The sequence below is a fragment of the Mojavia sp. genome, assembly GCF_059505145.1.
On record NZ_JCACKA010000068.1, the window covers coordinates 88,800 to 110,422 of the forward strand.

The window sequence follows — 21,623 nt, forward strand, 5'->3', positions numbered from 1 at the left end:
GCAACGCCACTTGCTCCACTTGGGGAGACCCCAAGACCGCAGTGGCTCCTCAGCAACGCCACTTGCTCCACTTGGGGAGACCCCAAGACCGCAGTGGCTCCTCAGCACTCAGTTTAGTCATTGTGCAAGTTGATAACTATCAATTTGGGCTAGTCGTAGACATAATTGAAGACACCCAAGATATTGTCGTGAAATCTCTGGGAAAGCAGTTGAAGATGGTATCTCTATTTGCCGGAGCCACAATCTTGGGAGATGGCAAAGTCGCATTGATTATTGATGTGAGTGGTTTGGCAAAGCAGGCTGGTGTGAGTGCAAAACAAAAACAGTTGGCAAGTGCAATAGCTGCAAACAGCCAAGAACAAGCAAGCGATCGCCAAATGATTTTATTGATTCAAGGGCCCCAAGGCGCACGTATGGGTATTCCAGTGGCGATCGCAACTCGACTAGAAGAAATTCCCGCTTCTGCTGTAGAAAAAGTTGGTAATCAGTACATCGTGCAGTCTTACGGTAGAATTTTGCCATTGATTGAGCTTCACAGAGTATTTAGCGATCGCCCTCAAAATCATCTCGATGATCAAGCTTTGGCAACAGTAGCAGAAACGCTTTCGATAGTGATTGTCTCTCCCTACCCAGAACTCAGCGTTGGGCTAGTAGTTGATCGCATTCTCGATATTGTCGAGGAGCCATTGACGATTAAAGGTATTCCCAGTAGGTCAGGCGTGCTTTTCTGTACTGTCATTCAAGGTCAAATTACAGAAATCCTGGACATTGAGACAGTGATTAGGATTGCCAACCCCCATTTACTGCAAGTAGCTGATCATGGCTGAACAACTTTGCACTTTTTTCCTCAACGGCATTTACTTTGGTTTGAACGTGCAGCACGTTCAAGAAGTGATTCGCCCACAAACCATGACTCATGTACCTTTAGCACCACCTGATGTCTGTGGATTAATCAACCTCCGGGGGCAAATTATTCCTGTAATTGATTTGCAGCAAAGATTAGAGATGGGCGAGTCGGCAATCCGATCAAACACTCACCTAGTAGATGAACCACAGGGGTTTAATATCGTTGTATGTTCTCACGATGAAGTAGTCAGCCTACTCGTGGATGAAGTTGGAGACGTTTTAGAGTTGACGAGTGCGACGTTTCAACCGCCACCTGCGACATTAAAAGGTAGAATGCGTCAGATGCTAGCGGGAGCTTACCCACTTGCTGAGGGATTTTTGCTAGTTCTAGACACCGAAAAGATTTTAGAAGTTAATTTTAAAAGTCATCTTATTTAAGAATTGAGGAAAGCTTTGCAATGGCTACAAATCGGGCGGGAAAAACAGCCAACTCTAAATCTCCCACAGAAAATAGTGCAGATGCCATAGAGACTAATCACCACACCACAGATGTGCAACTGCAACCATTACTAGCAGCACTGAATGCAGCAAAAAACGGTGATTTTACCGTCCGTTTACCCGTGGAGGACAATGGGTTGGGTGAAATAGCCTCGGTTTTTAATGAATGGGTGAGTTTGAACCAAAGCTTTGCTAACGAAGTTACTCGCGTGGCTTCTGAAATTGGTAAAGAAGGAAAACTTGGTTCTCAAGCTGTTGTCAAAGGAGCAGAAGGTTCTTGGAAAGAATTACTCGACAACTTGAACGAAATGTCTAAGAACCTCTCACAGCAAATAAAAAATATCAATGAAGTCACCCTTGCCGTTGCCCAAGGAAATTTATCCAAGCAAATCAAGGCACGCAACGCTGGCGAATTCAAGCAACTTAGTGATAATGCTAATCAAATGATTAGCAGATTGAAGTCTTCAATTAGACAAATGGCAGAAGTTTCAGAGGCGGTTGCATCTTCATCAGAAGAACTGACCGCGGTGAGCAAAGAAATGACCGAAAACGCCAAACAAACCGCTGAACAGGCAACATCCGCATCTGCTTCAGCCGAACAGGTGAATCAAAACACCGCTACAGTTGTAATTGCGGTGGAAGAAATGAATGCTAGCATTCGAGAAATTGCTAAGACTGTCGCTCAAGGAGCGAAAGTTGCAACCGAAGCAGTTAGAACCGCCGATCGCACCAACCAGACAATTGATAAACTCGGTCAAAGCAGCATTGAGATTGGCAAAGTCATCAAAGTTATTACTTCAATCGCGCAACAAACAAACTTGCTGGCCCTTAATGCTACAATTGAGGCCGCAAGAGCCGGCGATGCAGGTAGGGGATTTGCCGTAGTCGCCAACGAGGTGAAGGAATTAGCTAAACAAACGGCGAATGCCACCGAAGATATTAGTCAGCGAATTGAAGCGATTCAGAGCGATACCAAAGGTGCAGTTCAAGCCATCACTCAAATTACTGACATCATCAATCAAATAAACGACCTCCAAAGTACGATCGCTAGTGCCGTTGAGGAGCAAACAGCAACCACAGATGAAATCGCTCGCAATATCACTGAGGCAGCCATAGGAACATCAGATATTGCCAAAAATATCGGGATGGTGGCGCTCAATGCTCAAAATACGACAAGTGCAGCCAGTAATACATCACAGGCAGCCACAGAGTTAGCGCGCATGGCAGTAGATTTGCAGAAAGTCGTCAACCAGTTCAAATATTAGTTTTTATACCTATGCCAAAGATCCGGGTACTCGTCGTGGATGACGCAGTAGTAGTTCGGAGTCGAGTCAGTAAAATTCTCTCTAGCGATCCAGAACTAGAGGTAGTAGGAGTTGCAGCCAATGGTCGCATTGCCCTGGCCAAGATTCCTCGTGTCAATCCTGATGTCGTCATCCTGGATATTGAGATGCCGGAGATGAATGGTTTACAAACCCTTGCTGCTATCCGACAAATTTATCCAAACTTGCCGGTAATCATGTTCAGTACCTCCACACGCATCGGGGCTAGTGCTACGCTGGAAGCTCTCTCTTTAGGTGCTTCAGATTATGCAACAAAACCCAGTAACTTAGGGAGTGTGGAGGCAACACACCAACATATTCGTGAGGAATTAATCCCAAAAATCAAGGTATTTAGTGCAAAAGCTCCTTTATTGTCAATGCCAACCGCAATTAGCCATCCAGTTGTTCCTCCCCTGCGTGCCAGGATAGAGCAAGTGGATGTTGTCGCAATTGGGGTTTCTACAGGGGGGCCCAATGCCCTTGCTAGTATGCTTCCTGATTTGCCAGCCAATTTATCAGTTCCCATCCTGATTGTGCAACATATGCCACCGATGTTTACGAAACTATTAGCTGAACGTTTGTCATCTAAGTGTCAATTTCCAGTGGATGAAGCAGTTCCAGGAGTAGTACTAGAACCTGGACACGCCTGGATTGCACCAGGAGATTTTCACATGGTTGTGCAACGTGACCAAGATGTAGTTCGACTTGCCACCCATCAAGCACCCCCAGAAAATTCCTGTCGCCCTTCAGTAGATGTACTGTTCCGCTCGGTTGCACAAGTCTATGGTGCGGGAGCGATCGCGGTTATACTAACGGGTATGGGACAAGATGGGTTACATGGCTGTCAATGCATTCGTGAGGCTGGCGGACAGGTACTTGCACAAGACAAAACTAGTAGCGTAGTGTGGGGAATGCCTAGCTTTGTCGTGAATGCTGGACTTGCCGATCAAATTGTGCCGCTTGAGCAAATGTCAGGTGAAATTATGCGCCGCATCCGTCCCAATCGTGTTCCTATTTCAGGTCTGTAATGAAGCAGACTATGGGTGTTAACACCATTGATTTTAAGTATCTTCGTCAATTAGTTTATGAGCATTCAGCGGTTGTGTTGCATGGCGATAAAACTTATCTGGCAGAGCTATATTTGCAGCCAATTGCAGAATCAGCAGGATTTGCTTCAATTAGCGAGTTGGTAAAACATTTGCGAATTCAGCCGTTCAGCAGTCTTCACGTCCAGACAATTGAGGCGCTAGTCACTAACGAAACCTCGTTCTTCCGCGATACTCAACCCTTTGAAGTGCTGAAACAATTTTTACTGCCAGAATTAGTGAAAACACGGTCAGTTGAGCGATCGCTAAATATTTGGTGTGCTGCCTGTTCCAATGGACAGGAACCCTATAGCATCGCCATGCTCATTCGTGAAAATTTTCCCATGCTTGCTAATTGGTCAGTCAAACTAATTGCTAGCGATTTTTCCAGCAAGGTATTAGAACGTGCCCGTGAAGGGCGTTATAACCAGCTAGAAATCAGGCGTGGGCTGCCTAACACTCTCCGCGATAAATACTTTCAAAAGCTAGATAGTGACTGGCAAATTAACAACCAAATCCGCCAAATGGTTGAGTTTCGTCAGATCAATCTCTTGCAATCTTGGTCATCCCTCCCCGAATTCGATGTCATATTTTTACGCAATGTTTTAATCTACTTTGATATAGCCACCAAAAAATCCTTACTTAAAAAAGTCAGACAGCAATTAAGACCAGATGGCTACTTGTTTCTTGGTAGCGGTGAAACAACCATCAACCTGGATGAATCCTTTGAGCGTGTTTCATTTAATAAAGCTACTTGCTATCGATTGCACAATGCTTAATTAAACATTGCAAGTTACATTTATTACCTATATTTATTAGTCTCTGTTATATTTGTGAACAAATTTATTGTGGGTGAGGGCGGGTGCATTTTAATGAGTTACGGTTATTGTAGTCATGATGGCTAGGTTTAACTTTATCTGGGTATTTCATTTTGCAATAAGCATCCAAGTCCATGCCAACTCGTTTTATTTGATTCTTATCAATAAGAGGGACTTCAAACTGATGAACCTTTGACGTTGGTTTTAGTTTGTATAAGCAAACCCAGCGAAAAACAGGCCAAACATCTTTATATTCCTCCTCATAATTTGGTCTTATTTTCTCAACATTTTCTACGCCAATTTTTTTGACTCCCGGGATATTTTGATAAATAATATTACTATTACAAACATCCTTGACATCAATTTAAGCTTCATTAGAATTTTGGTAAGTTTTATCTATAATTATCTTTTGAATAATTTGAAATACATAAGTTCCTGTGAAGGATAATGATAGACATAAAACAAGGTTTGTTATTAAGGGATATCTATATGCATATTGTGTATTAGAAAGATAACCAGCTAATTGAGTTGGTGGTCTAGTTGGTGAAACTTGATCTGCTTGAGTAAAGGCTGTCAAGGCTGCTGTAGCTGACTCATAACGGTTCTCAAAACTTGGGCATACCATTTTGTCTAACACCGAAGCCAGAGCATTAGTTACCTTTGGCGCGTGTTTGCGCCATATAATTTCCCCTGAAAAGTTTTTTTCTAAATTCCTTGGAATCAAGCCGGTCAGGGCTTGAATGCCCAGTATTCCAACAGCATAAATATCACTAGATAATTTGGGATGACCTCGTTCTTGTTCAATAGGCGTATAACCAGGAGTGCCTACATTATGCGTTAGGCTTGATGGGTTATCTGCATTAATTTCTAGAGTGCTAATTTCCTTAACAGCCCCAAAATCAATTAGTACAATTTTCTCATCCGAGTATCGCCTGATTAAATTCGAGGGCTTTATATCTCGGTGAATTACATTTTCTTGATGCACAAACTCTAAGACTTTTAGAATATCCTGCAATAGAACAACCACATTGTCTTCGGGTAACGGCTGGCCTGGAATAATTTCAGACCTTAAATCTTTTCCATCTACGAATTCCTGAACTAAATAGAACTCCTCATTTTCTTCAAAGTATGCGAGTAGTTCGGGAATTTGATCATTTTTTTTACCGAGCCGTTCTAAAACTTTTGCTTCCCTTTCAAATAACTCTCTGGCGAATGGCAGAGTATTAAAGTCATTATTTCGCAAACTAAGTTGTTTGACTACAAATTTACAATGGCTTGGCCGGTCTATATCAATAGCCAAGTAAGTAATACCAAATCCTCCACTTCCGAGCCGTTCTTGAATTTGGTAATGTCCTCTGATTACTGTCCCGTTCTGAATCATAATATATGTTTACCATCTACTAGTATATTGTTGTTGAGTCACACTATAGATTAGGAAACGGATTACCTATACCTTAGTTTTCAAGGCTTTATAGAGACGGAAGTTGCTCTGCGGCACCCAAGTGTCACGAAAACACTAAAAAGCATTAATTTAGATACTTAAAGTATTGTTTGTTAATTTGAATTAAAATTTAATCTTTTATATAAGCACTATGTTTTACTTCACAGCCTTCTCAAACTTTTCCAAAAAAGGTGAGAAAACATTTTTAGGGAACTGCAAAAATTAAATTATCCAATCCTTGCATCTAATACGAGTATCAAATTTTGCCTCCCCTGCTCTCCGAAGTTGCTCCACTTGGGGAGCCACCCCATTGGACGGGTTCCCCGGCTTGTAGACACCCGGAGGGTGGTGAGACAGCGCTCTTGGTAGGGTTTCCCGGAGCAGGTGAGTCAGCGTGGTCTTGGGGGTTTCCACGCCACTTGCTACAACGGGGGGAACCCCCATAACGCAGTGACTCCCCATGAGCGACTGACGAACCCCGAAGGGGCGACTGCGTTAGCGTCAGCGTTAGCGACGAAGGAGCGTCACCCAAAGGGCTTAAGGCAGGGTAGTGGCGTGAAACCCCTGCGTACCCGTCACTTCTCTCCTGCTCCCGCAGCGATGGGATATTTTTTACTTAGAAGTCCCTTATACACTGATTCAGCAACACCGATTATTGCTTAGGCTGTCTCATAACATTAAAATAACTATTTTATTTATTAAGTTTAATTAATTCATTGATGAAAAAATCAATTTTTTTCTATGCAAAAAAAGCATTTTGTATAAATGACAACTTTTTCATAGTTAAATATCGAACTAATATCACAATTTAAAGGTTGATATTGTCAGCTTTCTATAAGTTAGCTGATTCATCAAAAGGAAAATTAATAAACAGATGAGTAGACGGTTTAATCGACGCAATTTTTTAATTTACGGCTCTTTAACCTTTGGAAGCAGCATTTTTCTGAAGGCTTGTACGAATAATTCACCAACCGCTACTAATAGTCCAGAGGCCTCTCCTATTGCTTCTCCTGTCGCCGCTGCTACTGGTAACACCATCAAAGTAGGAATTTTGCATTCTCTCAGCGGCACAATGGCGATTAGTGAAAAAAGCGTTGTTGATGCAGAAAGATTAGCAATCAAAGAAATTAACGCTAATGGTGGTGTTTTAGGTAAACAAATTGAAGCAATTGTAGAAGATGGTGCTTCTAATTGGGATACTTTTAGAGAAAAAGCCAACAAGCTAATTGATCAAGATAAAGTTGCTGTAGTTTTTGGCTGTTGGACTTCTGCTAGCCGCAAGAATGTTAAGCCAGTATTTGAGAGCAAAGATCATATGCTCTGGTATCCAGTGCAGTATGAAGGTCAAGAATGTTCCAAAAATATTTTCTACACTGGCGCTGCCCCAAATCAACAAATTGAACCATCTGTTGATTGGCTGTTAAAAAATAAGGGTAAAGAATTCTTCTTAGTTGGCTCTGACTATGTTTTCCCGCGTACTGCCAACACAATTATTAAAGCTCAATTAGAGGCATTAGGTGGAAAAACAGTTGGTGAAGATTACTTACCATTAGGCAATACAGAAGTTACACCTATCATTACTAAAATTAAGCAAAATTTGCCAAACGGCGGGGTAATTTACAACACCTTAAATGGTGATAGTAATGTCGCTTTCTTCAAGCAATTGAAAGGGGCTGGATTGACACCAGAAAAATATCCCTCCATGTCTGTAAGTATTGCTGAAGAAGAAGTCAAAGCCATTGGTGTAGAGTATCTCAAAGGTCACTATGCTGCTTGGAACTACTTCCAAACAGTAGACACACCTGCTAACAAAAAGTTTGTTGCAGCTTTCAAGAAAGAGTACGGTGAAAATCGCGTAACAAATGACCCAATGGAAGCGGCATATATCGCAGTTTATTTGTGGAAGCAAGCAGTAGAAAAAGCTGGCGCTACCGACTTAGCTAAAGTACGTGCTGCGGCCTACGGTCAAACCATAGACGCACCTGAAGGAAAAGTGACAGTAGATGAGAATCATCACATATCCAAAGTTGTACGAATTGGTCAAGTAAGAGACGATGGTTTGTTTAATATTGTCTATGCCACTCCTGCACCAGTTGAGCCAGTTCCCTGGAATCAGTTTGTGAAAGAGACTAAGGGATTTGCTTGTGATTGGTCTGATCCAGCTAAAGGTGGTAAGTACAAAAAAGTTTAGGGCATAGGGCATGGGGCATGGGGCGTTGAGAATGCTGAGTTAAGAGTTAGGAGTTATTCTCCTCATCTCCCCACTCCCCACCTACGTAAATAATTTCAAAAATCAAAACGGATTACTAAAAAAGTGTTTACAGGTTTTTTAGAAGCTGTATTTAATGGTATTAGTATTGGCGCTGTATTATTAATTGCCGCCTTGGGACTAGCCATTATATTTGGATTGATGGGCGTCATTAATATGGCGCATGGTGAGTTGATGATGTTCGGTGCTTATACAACATTTGTTGTTCAAAATGGCTGTAAACAATTGGGTGGACTGTGGTTTGAATTTTATATATTTTTGGCTTTAATTATCGCTTTTATTTTTACCGCTGGTGTGGGATTAATTTTAGAAAAAGGTGTGATTCGTTATCTCTATGGACGACCCCTAGAAACTTTACTAGCAACTTGGGGAGTCAGTTTAATTTTTCAGCAGTTTGTCCGCAGTGTGAATTGGGTATTAGTAATTGGCATAGCTTTGTTTTCGCTATTGTTTTTTGGCGGTTTGTGGATTTTAAATTCCCGCAGGAATTTAGAAAGAATCCGTAACTGGGTTGTGGGGGTGATGTTGTTGCTATCGCTGGGGATAACAATAACAACGTGCAATTTATTGAGTCAAATTTATCAGCAAGCAGTAACTCAACCTTGGTTTGGCGCTCAAAATGTGGATGTAACAGCGCCTACTTGGTTACAAGCTGGAATATCTTTAGGCGGTGTGCAGTTACCTTTTGCAAGATTATTTATTATTGCTTTAACAATAATTTGTGTAGCTGGAATTTATCTTTTTTTACAACGTTCTAATTGGGGATTAAGGATTCGATCTGTTACGCAAAATCGTAGCATGAGTGCTTGTTTAGGTATCCCTACTCAAAAAGTTGATGCGATTACTTTTGCACTGGGCTCTGGTTTAGCTGGTGTGGCTGGGTGTGCCATTAGTTTACTCGGTTCTGTCGGGCCAAATACCGGACAAAATTATATTATCGATACTTTTATGGTGGTAGTTGTCGGGGGTGTGGGCAATTTAGCAGGTACTATTGTCGCAGCTTTGGGAATTGGTACAGCTAATTTTTTAATTGGTTCTGGTACTTTGGCTTCACTGTTGAATCCTGTTAAACCTTTGGCAAATTTATTTACTTTTTTTGCTACGACGAGTATGGCGAAGGTAATGGTATTTGCGTTGATTATTGTGTTTTTACAGTGGAAGCCTGGGGGTATTTTTCCGCAAAAAGGTCGTACTGTTGATGTTTAAAACGAACCACGAAGACGCGAAGGGCACGAAGAAAGAATGAGGAAGAAGAGAGGAGGGTTAATATTTGAGGCCGGGGTGGTGGTGGCGATCGCACTCATCCTCATATTGATTATGCCAGTGGTGCTTTCACAATTTCGGTTGAATTTGTTGGGTAGGTTTTTGTCACTGGCAATTGTGGCTTTGGGTATTGATTTGATTTGGGGTTACACTGGCTTATTGAGTTTGGGACATGGCATTTTCTTTGGTTTGGGCGGATATGCGATCGCAATGTACCTGAAGCTGCAAGTCCCTACTGGCGAGTTACCTGATTTCATGGGGCTTTATGGTGTAACGGAACTTCCCTGGTTTTGGCAACCTTTCTATTCCTTTCCGGTGGCTGTAGCTGCTGTGGTAATGATTCCAGGGTTATTAGCGGGATTGTTGGGATATTTAGTATTTCGCAATCGCCTAAAAGGTGTTTATTTTTCTATCTTGACTCAAGCCGCAGTTATTGTATTTTTCAATTTTTTTAACGGTCAACAACAATTTTTCAACGGTACGAATGGACTGATAGATTTTACAACTTTGTTTGGGGCAACGGTCAGCGATACAAAAACACAATTTATTTTCTACATTTTGACGGTATTATTTCTCGCAGCTACCTACGGTGTTTGTCGCTGGTTGACAAGTGGACGCTTTGGCAGATTGTTAATAGCTATTCGTGATGATGAAAGCCGGGTAAGATTTTCTGGCTATGATCCTACAGATTTTAAAACATTAGTTTTTGCAGTTTCCGGTGCGATCGCAGGCATCGCAGGAGCATTCTACACCTTACAAAATGGTTCTGTATCACCTAGAGCAATGGATATTGCCTTTTCGATTGAAATGGTGATTTGGGTAGCAGTGGGAGGACGTTCTACATTAATTGGGGCAGTTGTGGGAACTTTATTAGTCAACTATGCCCGCGTCCTTTTAAGTGAAAAATTTGCCGATATTTGGTTATTTTTCCAAGGCGCACTCTTTTTAAGCGTGGTTACAGTACTTCCTGATGGCATAGTAGGATGGTCGCGGAATCAAAACATTTCACTTTTAAAACGTCGTCAACAGATTGCGACATATCCCACCTTGGAAGAAGACGCCGAAGTGCAACATGAACGCCAAAATATTGGAAACTGAAAACGTAACTGTTAATTTTGACGGTTTTAAAGCACTAAACCAGCTGAACTTTAGTATGGATGCGGGTGAGTTGCGGGTAGTAATTGGCCCCAACGGTGCGGGCAAGACAACGTTTCTTGATGTGATTACAGGTAAAGTACAACCAACTGTTGGGCGAGTTTTATTTAAAGGTAAAAACTTGCGTTCTTTAGCTGAATATAAAATTGCGCGGTTAGGAATTGGACGCAAGTTTCAAACACCCCGAATTTATCTGAATCTAACGCCCCGTGAAAATCTAGAAATTACCAGCAATCATAATAAAAACGTCTTTTCTACTTTGTTTGGGCGTCCCCAAACTGCTGAAAAAAATAGTATTAAAGGGCTATTAGAAACTATCGGTTTAACTCCTAAAGCAGACATTCCAGCAGGTTTGCTGTCCCACGGAGAAAAGCAACGTTTAGAAATTGGAATGTTAGTAGCACAGTCCCCTGATTTATTACTTGTTGATGAACCAGTGGCGGGTTTAACAGATGAGGAAACCTACAACATCGGCGAATTACTTTTAGCACTAGCACAGAGCCATTCAATTTTAGTAATTGAACATGATATGGAATTCGTGCGTCAAATCGCCCGGAAAGTAACGGTGTTACATGAAGGTTCGGTACTGTGCGAAGGTAATTTTGAGGAAGTTCAAAATGACCCCCGCGTTATTGAAGTATATTTAGGACAACAACAAGAATGAAAAACGTGTTAATTTCGTTAAGCTGCGCTAACGCACTTTCTATTTGCTTGGTAATTATGATCGATTTGCGCTGTTAAATACCTGTTCTACTGTTAATGCCCAATCAGCAATTATCACTGATTCCATGCAAGCCGCACCTGTAAATACCTTATCTTCATATTGCCCTTCCACCCACTGGCAAATCGTAATTTGTTGCATCTGTGGGTCAATAATCCAATACTCTAATATTTCTCTAGCGGCATACTCCGTCCGCTTGTAGCGATAATCACGAATGTGGTTCGCCGTTCCCGGTGAAACAATTTCAATCACTAGCGCAGGCGGCGGCATATCACGGGTGAGGGTAGCACGAGTAGCACCGATAAGGGCAGCATAAGATTCTTCTGTGTGAACCATTAAGTCAGGTAAACGACATCTCGCCCGTCGCCCCGCAACCTCAATTTCTGTATCCTTGTGAGCAACTAAATAAAATGGGAAATGTTTTAGTAGTTCAACAAATAAAAATCTTGCCAGATTGCTATTTTCCTGACTTTCTGGTGGCATCTCAACTAATTCTCCATCCACCAACTCATAGCGCGTGTCTGTACCATCATCATAGGCAAGATACTCCTCAAAAGTCAGCAGTTTTTGTGTTTTCGTCGTTTGGGTCATTTGCTTGGGCTAGCATCTGTATATTATGAAGTATGAACTATAAATTCCAGTTAGCCAAACAGTCAGCAAGTACATATGTAGAAATATTTAGTATAATAACGTTCAATAAAATTCAAGTATTCCATATAACTATGCAATATATTCTCTTCAATATATGTATTTGGTTAAATTTAGCTCCAAAACTAGAATCACGTTCTCTGTTGAAGAGTATTCTATCTGGCCTTAAGCAAAATAAATTAAAAATACTGCTTTCTAGTGTGACTGTTGAAGAGTATAGTCGTCATAAAGATACTAATATTAATAAATACACAAAATCTTTAACAACTCACCTCAATAATGCCAAAAAGATTCAAGATTATCTTCATGGTTCGGAGCGTTCAACTTTTCTGCTTCTTCTAGATAAAGCTAATGAGAATTTCAAGTTAGATGGCAAAGAAGGTGTAAATGCGCTAGGCATAATTGAAAATATTTTTGACCACAAAAATACTATAAGATTGTCTAGTTCTGCTGAAATATTAGCGAATGCTGCTCAAATTGCTCTTGGCAAAAAAGCTCCTTGCCATAGAAACAAAAACTCAGTTGCAGATTGAGATTTTCATACCTTTATCATCTACGATTAATTTCCTGATGCTAAAAATTTCTAACCTTAACGTTTACTATGGCGAAAGCCATATTCTTCGCAATGTAGATTTGAGCGTACCAAATGGGCAAATGGTTTGTCTAATTGGACGTAATGGTGTAGGTAAAACAACCCTGCTCAAAACTATTATGGGGTTACTCAAACCCCGTAGCGGCACTATTAATTTGGCTGGAGAATTAATTAATTCCAAATCTCCTGATCAAAGGGCAAAATTGGGAATTGGTTATGTTCCTCAAGGGCGAGAGATTATCCCTCGTTTAACAGTAAAAGAAAATCTATTGTTGGGGTTAGAAGCTAGGAAGAAGCAGGCAAAAAAAGCAGAGATTCCAGAAGAAATTTTTAGCTTATTTCCTGTCCTGAAAACGATGCTTTCGCGGATGGGTGGTGATTTGAGTGGAGGACAGCAGCAACAACTGGCGATCGCTCGTGCTTTAATGGGACAACCTCAATTACTCGTATTAGATGAACCTACAGAAGGTATTCAACCCTCAATAATTCTAGAAATTGAAGCCGCAATCCGTCGCATCGTAGAGACCACAGGCATTTCTGTTTTGTTGGTAGAGCAACACTTACACTTTGTCCGTCAGGCCGATTACTATTACGCCATGCAAAAAGGCGGTATTGTTGCCTCTGGTTCAACAGATGAACTCAGCCAGGATGTAATTCAAAGGTTTTTGGCGGTTTGATTTTGACCATTTTCAGCTATTATTTTGGTTTTAGCCTGTATATCGGCTCAATGTTTGGTTAATTAACTGGGCACTATATCATTATTAAGTTAATTACTCTTAACAAAAACTATCGGGAATACTTTCTATTATTGGGGAAATCTCCTACTTTTATTTTCCTGCCAGTTTTTCTAAGGTGAAAATATAACTAAACCTGAAAATTGTTTTTCCAGAACACACTTAGAACAAATTTTTGATTGGCTGGAAATCGTCTGAAAGTATTATCAGTCGTGCCTCGTACCTTTAACTTGCGGAGACTGCTATGAGATTGACAGACAACTTAAAACAGGAACAGTTTGAATTTGCTTGGTGGGTAGAAATTATCACTAATCATCCTGGCTGTACTTACTACTTCGGGCCTTTTATGAACTCACAGGAGGCTCAAACGTTCCTACCTGCTTATATAGAGGATCTAGAACAGGAAGGAACTCAGGAAATTCGGTTCCAGATTCAGCAGTGCCAACCAAAAGAATTAACTATTTTTGAGGACTAATAGCAAGACACTTTTTGACTCAAAAGCAATAACTACCTGTTAACTCAGGTTCATGGAGAGTCTCAGCAGAGTCTCACAAATTGTACTAGAACATTTACCAGCGACAAAAACATTTCGTTGTCATCGGCAATACTTTAAGTCTTTTTCTACACCTTTTTTAGTAGTCCTCAAGGCAGATGCAGTTTCTGACAATTGCAGCAAACTTAGTAATAAATGCTCATAACTTATCACAACTATGACTACTGAAAAAGCAACAAATCCCAAAAATGTTTCGACTACATCTCAGCAACGCGAAAGTAAACAGGAACTCAATCAAAAAACTTCTGTGCAATTTTCACTTAGCATTGCTTTGGGGATTATAACAATTCTACTTCTGGCAGCAACTTCTTATTATGGACTAATTCGCTTCTAGCGGTAGATAGATATTCTGAATTACTCCAGTCTCTGTCTGAATAAATCGAGTGTGAAGTGGACAATTTATTGTTCGCTTTTTCTGGCTCAAAATATTATGATAAGGGCACAACATTGTTGTGCCCTTACTATAATTTAGCGTTTAATAATTAAATTTTTACATAATTTTTTGTTATCTTTATCTGCGGTTACTTTTGATATTATTTGAACCTTTGCAATAAATCTATTGTATGTGATTTAAAAATTGGGTGTAAAACTGCCATGCAAACCATAGATCGAATAATAGCAAACCCCAGATTATCGGAAATTATTGAAGCAATTTGCTACAAATTTGATACACTAACTATTGCAAAATACTTTCAGCTATTGACTACTGGATATGCCTCTACCTCAAGCCGCATCCCTAAAGTCATGCACTCAAAATTGGTGTAGCGGAACTTAATGCCCTGGTTTTTGCCTCCTGCTTTCGAGAACACATGTTAATTGACATTAGTTCGATAAAGTTAACCCCAAATAATTAAGGAATAAATGATGTTTTTTTTCGGCATTGAGCATGAAGTTGCTTTCCTTAACAAGGAAGGAAAATTTGCTGATTTTTCTTGGACAAAATTTGCTAATTTCGCTCAAATCGTCGAAAGGCTACCTACATATCCTAGCGACTATCCTCAACTGCGCGTCGGTGATGCTGGTATTAAGAAAAAACGATGGTATATTGAAGGATTTGAAAGATTTGCTGACTCTGAAGAGCTAATTGATTGCTTACCTAAAGGTATTGAAATCAGAACTACCATAAATTCTGATATTCAAAGTGCTATTGACGAATTGTCAGAAAGTTTTCGCTTATTACGTGAAGTTGCTGCTAATTATGGTTTCTCACCAGTCTTGGCTAGTTTTAATCCTTACAAGACTGTATTTGAGCCGAAACCTCCATTAAATGATTATGAAATTAGACAGTTACAGAGCTATCCTGATGAACACACTGCCAATATTTATATGGTCACATACGGGCCAGATTTAAATATTTCTATGGCAGATTTGTCTAATGAAAGTTTAATTGATATTGGCAGAAAGTTGACTTATTACAGTGCCTACATTGTGCCGTTTAGCTATAGTTCTCCTTTTTATAATGGCAGCTTGTGGGAAGGTCTTTCGGTAAGAACGTTTGTTAGAACAGGTAAAAGACCTGCTGTGCTAGTTTTTGTAGAACAAGAAGAACAACTAATTCCTAGCGTTCCTTCTTTGACCAAAGTAGCGCGCATACCAGCCGAAGTGGGGCGTATTGAATTTAAGGCTTTTGATAGTTGTGATGATTTCTCTATTTATGCAGCTTTGCTAGCCTTGTTAAAAGGTTTAGTGTTAGACAAATCTTTGTTAGGTAGAGCAACTGTTCCAGACGCAGGTTTACATCAGCTTTCTGCAAAAGAAGGCTTTGATAACGAAGATATTTTTGTGAATGCAGCAAAGGTTTTGCAAGCAGTAGAAGTTGCTCTAGTAGATGACCCGGATGTCAAGTTTTTAACTCCTCTAAAAGTGTTGTTAACTAAGAGAAAAACAAAATCTCATGAACTAATAGAGGCGTTCCAACGTTTAGGCTCAATAGAGGAGACACTCAAGCAAACTTATAAAGATATTCAATAGTTATTGAGTAGTACCCCATAATTGAAGTCAGGGATTGAGTGACGTAAAGGTGTAGGTGTTGTGAATATTTACACCTCTATAACCCTTGTAAAAAACATGATTTTTCGTTTCACTGCTTAAGTCCTAGATTCTATCCCTGCCTTATACTCCATTGTGCTGAACTAACTATTGAACATAGTTGTTAATTTTACAAACTCGTCATTACCTGAGTTAATTCCTTAGATAAATCAATCGGATTATTTTGGCACTTGTTGAATAGAACTCCTGCTAAAAAGTAATATTCGTTAGAATAAAACGCCATGCTGTGTTTTCGCAACTCTTCTATATGCTTTTTGACTTTTGGCTCGGAGCTATAGTAACCAAATTTTAAAGGTAAAACAACAAAGTTGTTAACACAATAACCATTTTCTTTTGCCTGCTCAATTGTACTTTTGGGATTAGAAAAGCTAGAAATTAAAACTAATACATTTTCATAGCCTAATGACAAGAGATCGTTGGTAACTGTAGCTCCATCTATACCACCAAATAATAATGGCATATAAATATCTGCATCTGGTGCGGGCAAATATGGTGGATTTGCTACGAGATACTTAGCTTTTGGCTTAGAAGATTTGAACAAACAGGAATTATTGATGATATATTTGTGAGCAAGATTATATTCATCAATTGTTAAATTAGCCGCTTTCCAGGCAGAGGTATTTAATTCAAATCCATGGATCACTCCGTCAAATTTGTTCCTCAGCAATGAATTGATGACAGGAGTTCCGTCTCCCGAACCAAATTCAACAACCGATTCAGATTTTTTACAATTTCTCAGCACTAAGTTTTCTAAACAGTTGGAATAGAAATTAGATTCTTCAGGACAAAAAAAGATATCTTTCATGTGAGTACACTTCAACTTTAATGTATAACAAGGAGAAAAATCAGTTATAATTTCAAGAACGCAGCAGAAAGTATTTCTCTAGGCAGCAGTTGTCACTAAAGAATTCATCTTCTGGGTGAATTAGCAATGTGAAATTAATGTGAAATTAAAAATGCCAGCGAAGAACCTGCTAATTTTAATTTCTATATTTATTTGATGGGTAAAGTAGCTTGTTCAACTTCACGTATTGAGCGCACAACAGCTTGCGCCGCGCGATCGCCCATCAGTTTCTCTTGGTCATATCCAAGTACTAATTCCCACGCATCATTGGGATACTTTTCTGCTAAAGCTAAAGCTACATCATCTAACATCCAACGGCCGTGGCGTTCATCTTCCCTAATGTGCAGTTCCCAATAACCCATCGCTGCATCTGACAACCCTAGTCGTTGCGCCGCCGTCAGATAATTTCTGTAAGCCGCCGGGCCAGCTACTTCAAAATAAGTTAAAGCACCACTGTAGCGGAGGAAATAGCGCTTACGTTCTGTCGTCAAGAAGTTATGGTTATCACAAGCCAGGACTTCCCAAGGCACTAAATCAAAATATCCCTCAGGTTCGGTGTTCATCCCAAACTCAGCTAACATTTGGGCAAAAAATGTCGAGTGCTTGCGAGATAAGCGACCGTTGCCGTATTCTTCCAAAAATACTCGCACCAGCGTACACTGCACTTCATTCGCTGCACCACCCAAAATCGAGGTCATCCGGCTACCTTCTACTAAGCCATCAAAGGAGCCGATCGCTAGTAAGTGACGGTAGCCAGCTTCACTCATTTCTTCCCGAATATAGCGGCTATCTGGCGATAAAGGTGGATCTACATCTACAGATGCGCGTTCAATGAGTGCTTGTTTGACATCTAGTTGTTGCAGTGCTGGCACATCGATTTGTGCTAGTTCCCAAGCTTGCCAAGCAGCTTCGATTTGATTGCGACATGAATACAAGTAAAGCGATCGCTCATTGGTATAGTTCCGCAAATCGTCATACCAAAATAACTTCAACCGATTAATTCGGTAAAGTATTCTTTGAAGAAAACGGTGAGCTTGCTCGTCACCACGACCGTTGTGATAAGCATTAAGAATTGCTGTCGAGAGCGTTCTTTCAAACTCTCTAGCTTTTGCAGGCTCCTGTTCAAGTAACTCGTCTAAATTCTCTGTTGTCAGCAGTTCTATAAATTGTTGTTCAGCACGGTCATATTTAGTAGCTGTTGTTTCGGCTATGTGGGTACTCTTCCCCACACTCCTCACGTTTGGAAATATAACTAAATTGTTTTGCATGGAATTTTTGGTAGCTGTGCCAAGGTGTGAAAGATTTCCACCTTTAATACATAAAATTCCACATTTGTATGTTTTTGCACTTCTGCCCTTGGTTATAAAGAAATATTAACTCTAGAGGAGCATAGCCAAAGTAAATTTATAGTCTGCAAAGTTAAGTTCATGGAGACTGGGCGTGAGAGTTTTGAACATCTATGCCCCTCTGCACCTCTGCACCTCTGCACCTCTGCCCCTTACCCTCAACGTGGGGTTGCTGCTGGTGCTGGATTTACTACCTGACTTGGCGGCATTTGTTCAAGAGGAATCAACGCTTCCATCACAGATTTCACAATTGGTGCGGCGACGGTAGAACCATAGGCGTTTTCTCCTTTTGGCTCGTCTACCACTGCCAAAACAACATAACGAGGAGTTTCTACAGGTAAAATTGCTATAAAACTGGTGATTCTAGCACCAGGAATGTAGCCACCATTAGGGCTAGCTTTTTGAGCAGTACCTGTTTTACCACCAATGCGATATCCCGGAATTTGTGCCACCTTGCCAGTGCCTTCCGCGACTACAGTTCCCATCATTTCTACTACCTGTTGGGTGGTTTTAGGTGAGAAGATTTGGCGTGGTATGGAGCGATTAGGCGTATAGTGCATTTGCCCTTTGCTATCAATCAGTCCGCGAACCACATGAGGCGTTACTAATTTACCACCATTGGCTAAAGCTCCGTGCATTTGTACTAGCTGTAACGGTGTTAGGGAAAAGCCTTGGCCAAAAGAGGTAGTTGCTGGTTCGATTGGTGAGGAAATAAATTCTTCAGAACTTTTGAGTCGGCTGCCGACTTCAAATGGTAAATCTGTAGTAACGGTTTGCCCTAACCCCAGCCGTTCCAGCCAGTTGTAGTAGACATTAGGCTGTAAACGTTTGATTATTTCCACCATGCCAATATTGCTGGAATTTTGCAGAATTTGAGCAATATTAATCCGCCCGTAACTTTTGTGCTGGGCATTTTGAATGATGTGGTCAGCCACTTTAATAGAACCAGGGTCATTAAACACATCATCTGCTTTAATGACGCCATTTTCTAGAGCGATCGCCACATTTAAAGGCTTGAAAGTCGATCCCGGTTCATAAAGATCTGCTACAGTCCAGTTTTTGAATAGTGAGATATCAGCTTTGGCGTATTGATTAGGATTATAGGTGGGTTGAGAGACTAAAGCGAGTAAAGAACCATCAAACGCATCCATCACAATTACCGCCCCACGTTTGGCTTCAAACTTTTCCATTTGTTGTTTGAGCGCAGAACGGGCAACTCGTTGCAGGCGGCTATCGATAGTTAATTGCAGTTGCAAATCATCAAAATGCAGAAATCCTTCAGGAGCATAATTTGGCATTAAAGCCCCGTTACCCGACCGACTTAAGCGTACCGTTTGCACAGAACGTTCGAGTAACTTCTCTTGGCTATATTCCACACCTGCCTGACCACGACGGTCAAGATTTACATAACCTACCACATCAGCAGCCAAATCTTCTTGCGGGTAAAAACGCGAGTACTTTTGCACGAATTCCAAGCCATTTAAACGTAATGCAATTAGGCGATCGGCAGTTTCTTCAGGTAATGTAGCGGCAAGTGTAATTCCACTTTTTTTGCTTTCAAACGTTTTCACTAACTCAGCAGCGTCTTTATCCAATATAGAAGCCAGTCGCTGTGCCATGTCTTCATTAGACTTGCTAAATAGCTTAGGATGGGCAAAAACAGTATATACAGGACGGTCAATTGCCAACAAATTATTGTTGCGATCTATCACTGGGCGACGGGGCATAAAAGGCCGTAAATTCACCATTTGCTGGTTTCTTGCTTTCTCTGTGAGTTTTGGCCCCCGAACAATTTGCAACTGAAACAAGTTGATTGCCAACCCCAACCCAGCAGCAATTAATATGCCCCATACTATGAACAGTCGAGATTTAGAGTTAGAAATTTGCTCTTGGCTATGAGAGTTAGGTTTCCCGAAAAAACCACTTTTGGAACCCTTGCGCCGCCTGATGAATTCTGAATTCCGAAAATTTCTAAATTTTGTTCTACTTGGTGACTTCTGCATTACCGTACTTAGTATCAATATCAGTTATCAGTTATCAGTTATCAGTTATCAGCCTGTGTACTGAAAACTGATAGATGATTATTGACTTTAATATTTCTAATATCCCAGTGGCGATGTGGTTTGCTGCTGGATTTCGGAATTTGGCGTTGTCTTTGGGGGTGTTGAATTAGGATTGCGAGATGCTGGAGACAGGAAAATCGTCCTCCCCGGAGTAGGTGATAATAATCCTGTTGTTGGCCGTTCTGCCTCCTCAGCCATTTTATTGGTTAGGCTTGCGTTAGTTGTTTTCAACTGCCGCTCATAACGTTGTAGACTTTGCAATCTGCGGTATCCCTGGCTCCAAATTTCTTGAGAGTAAACCGTCCAACCATAAACTACAAGCGTCATTGCCACCAATACAAACGTCGTAACCGAAGAAAAACGATGTATGGCGTAAAAACGCAGCAACCACATAGGCGAGGTTTCAGAACTACTCATTACGGGAAGGCGGAGAAAGCCCAACCTGGGACTTTTTTGAACCGTACTTGACTGCCCTTTGAGATTTATAGTTTGTTGTGTCCCTGACTGCACCGAGGTGGGCATCATCGCTCCATTGTTGGCAGAAACCGATATATTTTTCCGGGAACGCCGTTGTCTTTTAGAAGGTAGTGGTGCAGGTTCAACAGTGAGTGTAGACGCTTTTTGCGCGGCTGACTGTAGACGTGCCGAGCGTCTCTTCCCTAAAGATAGGGTAGGATCTCGCCGGAACCAAGTACCCATTGCAAAAACTGCTGATTTGCGAGCAGCCATAAATTTTTTAGATAGAAAAACTGTATTTTAGATTGGTTGTCTGTACTAAACTCAGTACTAAGTGCTGAGTTGTGAGTGAATAGAGTAATGAATCTTTTGTTCAGCAATCGTTACATTGCATTTAAAGTATGGCAACTCTGGGTAGCAAGCGGCAAGAGTCTGCAAAAACATGGCAATTTTTGGATATGATAGCTTGACTTGCTACCTAATTTACTGAATCTTAGATTTTATTGATTAAGTTACCTTGTTTCTTAGTTAAGAGAAACTAATGATTATAGCGGCGCGGCATAATAATCTACTTTAAAAAAATTCTTTTACAGTATTACATTTAAATATGTACCTAAAGGTATTAATAAAAAAAGCAGTAAATAAGGTATCGTATTCTTCAGGCGAAAATTTGTTCTTGCCACAATTGGTGAAAGAGGAGTTATGAAAACAAAAATTTTTGGTTTGGCTATCATGTTAACTCTGGCTGCAACTCTTGGAGCTTGCGAAGGTGGTGGTCAACCTGGTGGTACAGGCGGCACAACCACTACCCCAGGAGCAGCAGGTGAGCCAGCTGATACTGGGGCCCCTGCTACTAAAGCCCCCGCTACCACTGCTCCAACCGTTCGTCCTACCGCTACCCCAACTAAAACACCTTAGTA

The 21,623-nt window shown here is 40.8% G+C and carries 22 protein-coding genes; 16 read left to right on the forward strand and 6 right to left on the reverse strand.

Going from position 1 to position 21,623, the window contains the following annotated elements; translation table 11 throughout:
* The 5 genes from AC5JL8_RS16460 to AC5JL8_RS16480 form a co-directional block, all read left to right on the forward strand.
* A partial coding sequence (locus AC5JL8_RS16460) for a chemotaxis protein CheW (protein ID WP_495880767.1) occupies nt 1-827 on the forward strand: 827 nt, incomplete at its 5' end.
* The gene (locus AC5JL8_RS16465) at nt 820-1,284 is read left to right on the forward strand and encodes a chemotaxis protein CheW (RefSeq protein WP_495880768.1); all 465 of its coding nucleotides are present in this window, start codon (nt 820-822) and stop codon (nt 1,282-1,284) included. The genes AC5JL8_RS16460 and AC5JL8_RS16465, both read left to right, overlap by 8 nt.
* A 20-nt stretch (nt 1,285-1,304) precedes the next feature.
* Complete coding sequence (locus AC5JL8_RS16470; RefSeq protein WP_495880769.1) at nt 1,305-2,609, forward strand: methyl-accepting chemotaxis protein; 1,305 nt, start codon at nt 1,305-1,307, stop codon at nt 2,607-2,609.
* A gap of 11 nt (nt 2,610-2,620) precedes the next feature.
* A complete protein-coding gene (locus tag AC5JL8_RS16475) occupies nt 2,621-3,694 on the forward strand; it encodes a protein-glutamate methylesterase/protein-glutamine glutaminase (protein ID WP_495880770.1) in 1,074 nt (357 codons plus the stop codon).
* Nucleotides 3,694-4,530: a CheR family methyltransferase gene (locus AC5JL8_RS16480; RefSeq protein ID WP_495880771.1), complete on the forward strand. Its 837-nt coding sequence runs from the start codon at nt 3,694-3,696 to the stop codon at nt 4,528-4,530. The genes AC5JL8_RS16475 and AC5JL8_RS16480 overlap by 1 nt, the downstream gene beginning before the upstream one ends.
* Before the next feature lie 403 nt (nt 4,531-4,933).
* Here the strand turns inward: AC5JL8_RS16480 and AC5JL8_RS16485 are convergent, their stop codons facing one another.
* On the reverse strand, nt 4,934-5,950 hold the full coding sequence (locus AC5JL8_RS16485; RefSeq protein WP_495880772.1) for a protein kinase domain-containing protein: 1,017 nt from the start codon (nt 5,948-5,950) through the stop codon (nt 4,934-4,936).
* Nucleotides 5,951-6,394: 444 nt separating this feature from the next.
* Here AC5JL8_RS16485 and AC5JL8_RS16490 point away from each other — a divergent pair, with 444 nt between their 5' ends.
* From AC5JL8_RS16490 to urtD, 5 genes are all read left to right on the forward strand, one after another.
* Nucleotides 6,395-6,673 carry a hypothetical protein gene (locus AC5JL8_RS16490; RefSeq protein WP_495880773.1) on the forward strand — a complete coding sequence of 93 codons (279 nt, stop codon included), beginning with the start codon at nt 6,395-6,397 and terminating at the stop codon, nt 6,671-6,673.
* A gap of 211 nt (nt 6,674-6,884) precedes the next feature.
* Complete coding sequence (gene urtA, locus AC5JL8_RS16495) at nt 6,885-8,201, forward strand: urea ABC transporter substrate-binding protein (protein ID WP_495880774.1); 1,317 nt, start codon at nt 6,885-6,887, stop codon at nt 8,199-8,201.
* Nucleotides 8,202-8,324: 123 nt separating this feature from the next.
* Nucleotides 8,325-9,485: an ABC transporter permease subunit gene (locus AC5JL8_RS16500; RefSeq protein WP_495880775.1), complete on the forward strand. Its 1,161-nt coding sequence runs from the start codon at nt 8,325-8,327 to the stop codon at nt 9,483-9,485.
* A gap of 36 nt (nt 9,486-9,521) precedes the next feature.
* Nucleotides 9,522-10,640, forward strand: a complete 1,119-nt coding sequence (urtC, locus tag AC5JL8_RS16505) for an urea ABC transporter permease subunit UrtC (RefSeq protein ID WP_495880776.1) — start codon at nt 9,522-9,524, stop codon at nt 10,638-10,640.
* Entirely contained in the window at nt 10,615-11,361 is a 747-nt protein-coding gene (gene urtD / locus AC5JL8_RS16510) for an urea ABC transporter ATP-binding protein UrtD (RefSeq protein ID WP_495880777.1), read from the forward strand. Before urtC ends, urtD begins: the two co-directional genes overlap by 26 nt.
* A gap of 54 nt (nt 11,362-11,415) precedes the next feature.
* On the opposite strand, the gene AC5JL8_RS16515 is transcribed toward urtD, so the two are convergent.
* Nucleotides 11,416-12,009: a Uma2 family endonuclease gene (locus AC5JL8_RS16515; protein WP_495880778.1), complete on the reverse strand. Its 594-nt coding sequence runs from the start codon at nt 12,007-12,009 to the stop codon at nt 11,416-11,418.
* Nucleotides 12,010-12,140: 131 nt separating this feature from the next.
* On the opposite strand from AC5JL8_RS16515, the gene AC5JL8_RS16520 reads away from it, so the two are divergent.
* The 5 genes from AC5JL8_RS16520 (at nt 12,141) to AC5JL8_RS16540 (ending at nt 15,916) form a co-directional block, all read left to right on the forward strand.
* Nucleotides 12,141-12,599 (forward strand): PIN domain-containing protein, encoded by a 459-nt coding sequence (locus AC5JL8_RS16520; protein WP_495880779.1) that lies wholly within the window; start codon nt 12,141-12,143, stop codon nt 12,597-12,599.
* A 37-nt stretch (nt 12,600-12,636) separates the two neighbouring features.
* Nucleotides 12,637-13,335: an urea ABC transporter ATP-binding subunit UrtE gene (gene urtE, locus AC5JL8_RS16525; RefSeq protein ID WP_495880780.1), complete on the forward strand. Its 699-nt coding sequence runs from the start codon at nt 12,637-12,639 to the stop codon at nt 13,333-13,335.
* Nucleotides 13,336-13,636: 301 nt separating this feature from the next.
* Entirely contained in the window at nt 13,637-13,867 is a 231-nt protein-coding gene (locus AC5JL8_RS16530; RefSeq protein WP_495880781.1) for a DUF1816 domain-containing protein, read from the forward strand.
* Between the two features lie 235 nt (nt 13,868-14,102).
* Nucleotides 14,103-14,279 (forward strand): hypothetical protein, encoded by a 177-nt coding sequence (locus AC5JL8_RS16535; protein ID WP_495880782.1) that lies wholly within the window; start codon nt 14,103-14,105, stop codon nt 14,277-14,279.
* A 530-nt stretch (nt 14,280-14,809) separates the two neighbouring features.
* Nucleotides 14,810-15,916: a glutamate-cysteine ligase family protein gene (locus tag AC5JL8_RS16540; RefSeq protein ID WP_495880796.1), complete on the forward strand. Its 1,107-nt coding sequence runs from the start codon at nt 14,810-14,812 to the stop codon at nt 15,914-15,916.
* A gap of 187 nt (nt 15,917-16,103) precedes the next feature.
* On the opposite strand, the gene AC5JL8_RS16545 is transcribed toward AC5JL8_RS16540, so the two are convergent.
* From AC5JL8_RS16545 to AC5JL8_RS16560, 4 genes are all read right to left on the reverse strand, one after another.
* Nucleotides 16,104-16,799 (reverse strand): class I SAM-dependent methyltransferase, encoded by a 696-nt coding sequence (locus AC5JL8_RS16545; RefSeq protein ID WP_495880783.1) that lies wholly within the window; start codon nt 16,797-16,799, stop codon nt 16,104-16,106.
* 188 nt (nt 16,800-16,987) lie between these two features.
* Nucleotides 16,988-18,106, reverse strand: a complete 1,119-nt coding sequence (locus AC5JL8_RS16550) for an iron-containing redox enzyme family protein (RefSeq protein WP_495880784.1) — start codon at nt 18,104-18,106, stop codon at nt 16,988-16,990.
* Nucleotides 18,107-18,342: 236 nt separating this feature from the next.
* Complete coding sequence (locus AC5JL8_RS16555) at nt 18,343-20,187, reverse strand: peptidoglycan D,D-transpeptidase FtsI family protein (RefSeq protein WP_495880785.1); 1,845 nt, start codon at nt 20,185-20,187, stop codon at nt 18,343-18,345.
* Between the two features lie 96 nt (nt 20,188-20,283).
* On the reverse strand, nt 20,284-20,976 hold the full coding sequence (locus tag AC5JL8_RS16560; RefSeq protein WP_495880786.1) for a hypothetical protein: 693 nt from the start codon (nt 20,974-20,976) through the stop codon (nt 20,284-20,286).
* A gap of 429 nt (nt 20,977-21,405) precedes the next feature.
* On the opposite strand from AC5JL8_RS16560, the gene AC5JL8_RS16565 reads away from it, so the two are divergent.
* A complete protein-coding gene (locus AC5JL8_RS16565) occupies nt 21,406-21,621 on the forward strand; it encodes a hypothetical protein (protein WP_495880787.1) in 216 nt (71 codons plus the stop codon).
* The last annotated feature ends 2 nt before the right edge of the window (nt 21,622-21,623 follow it).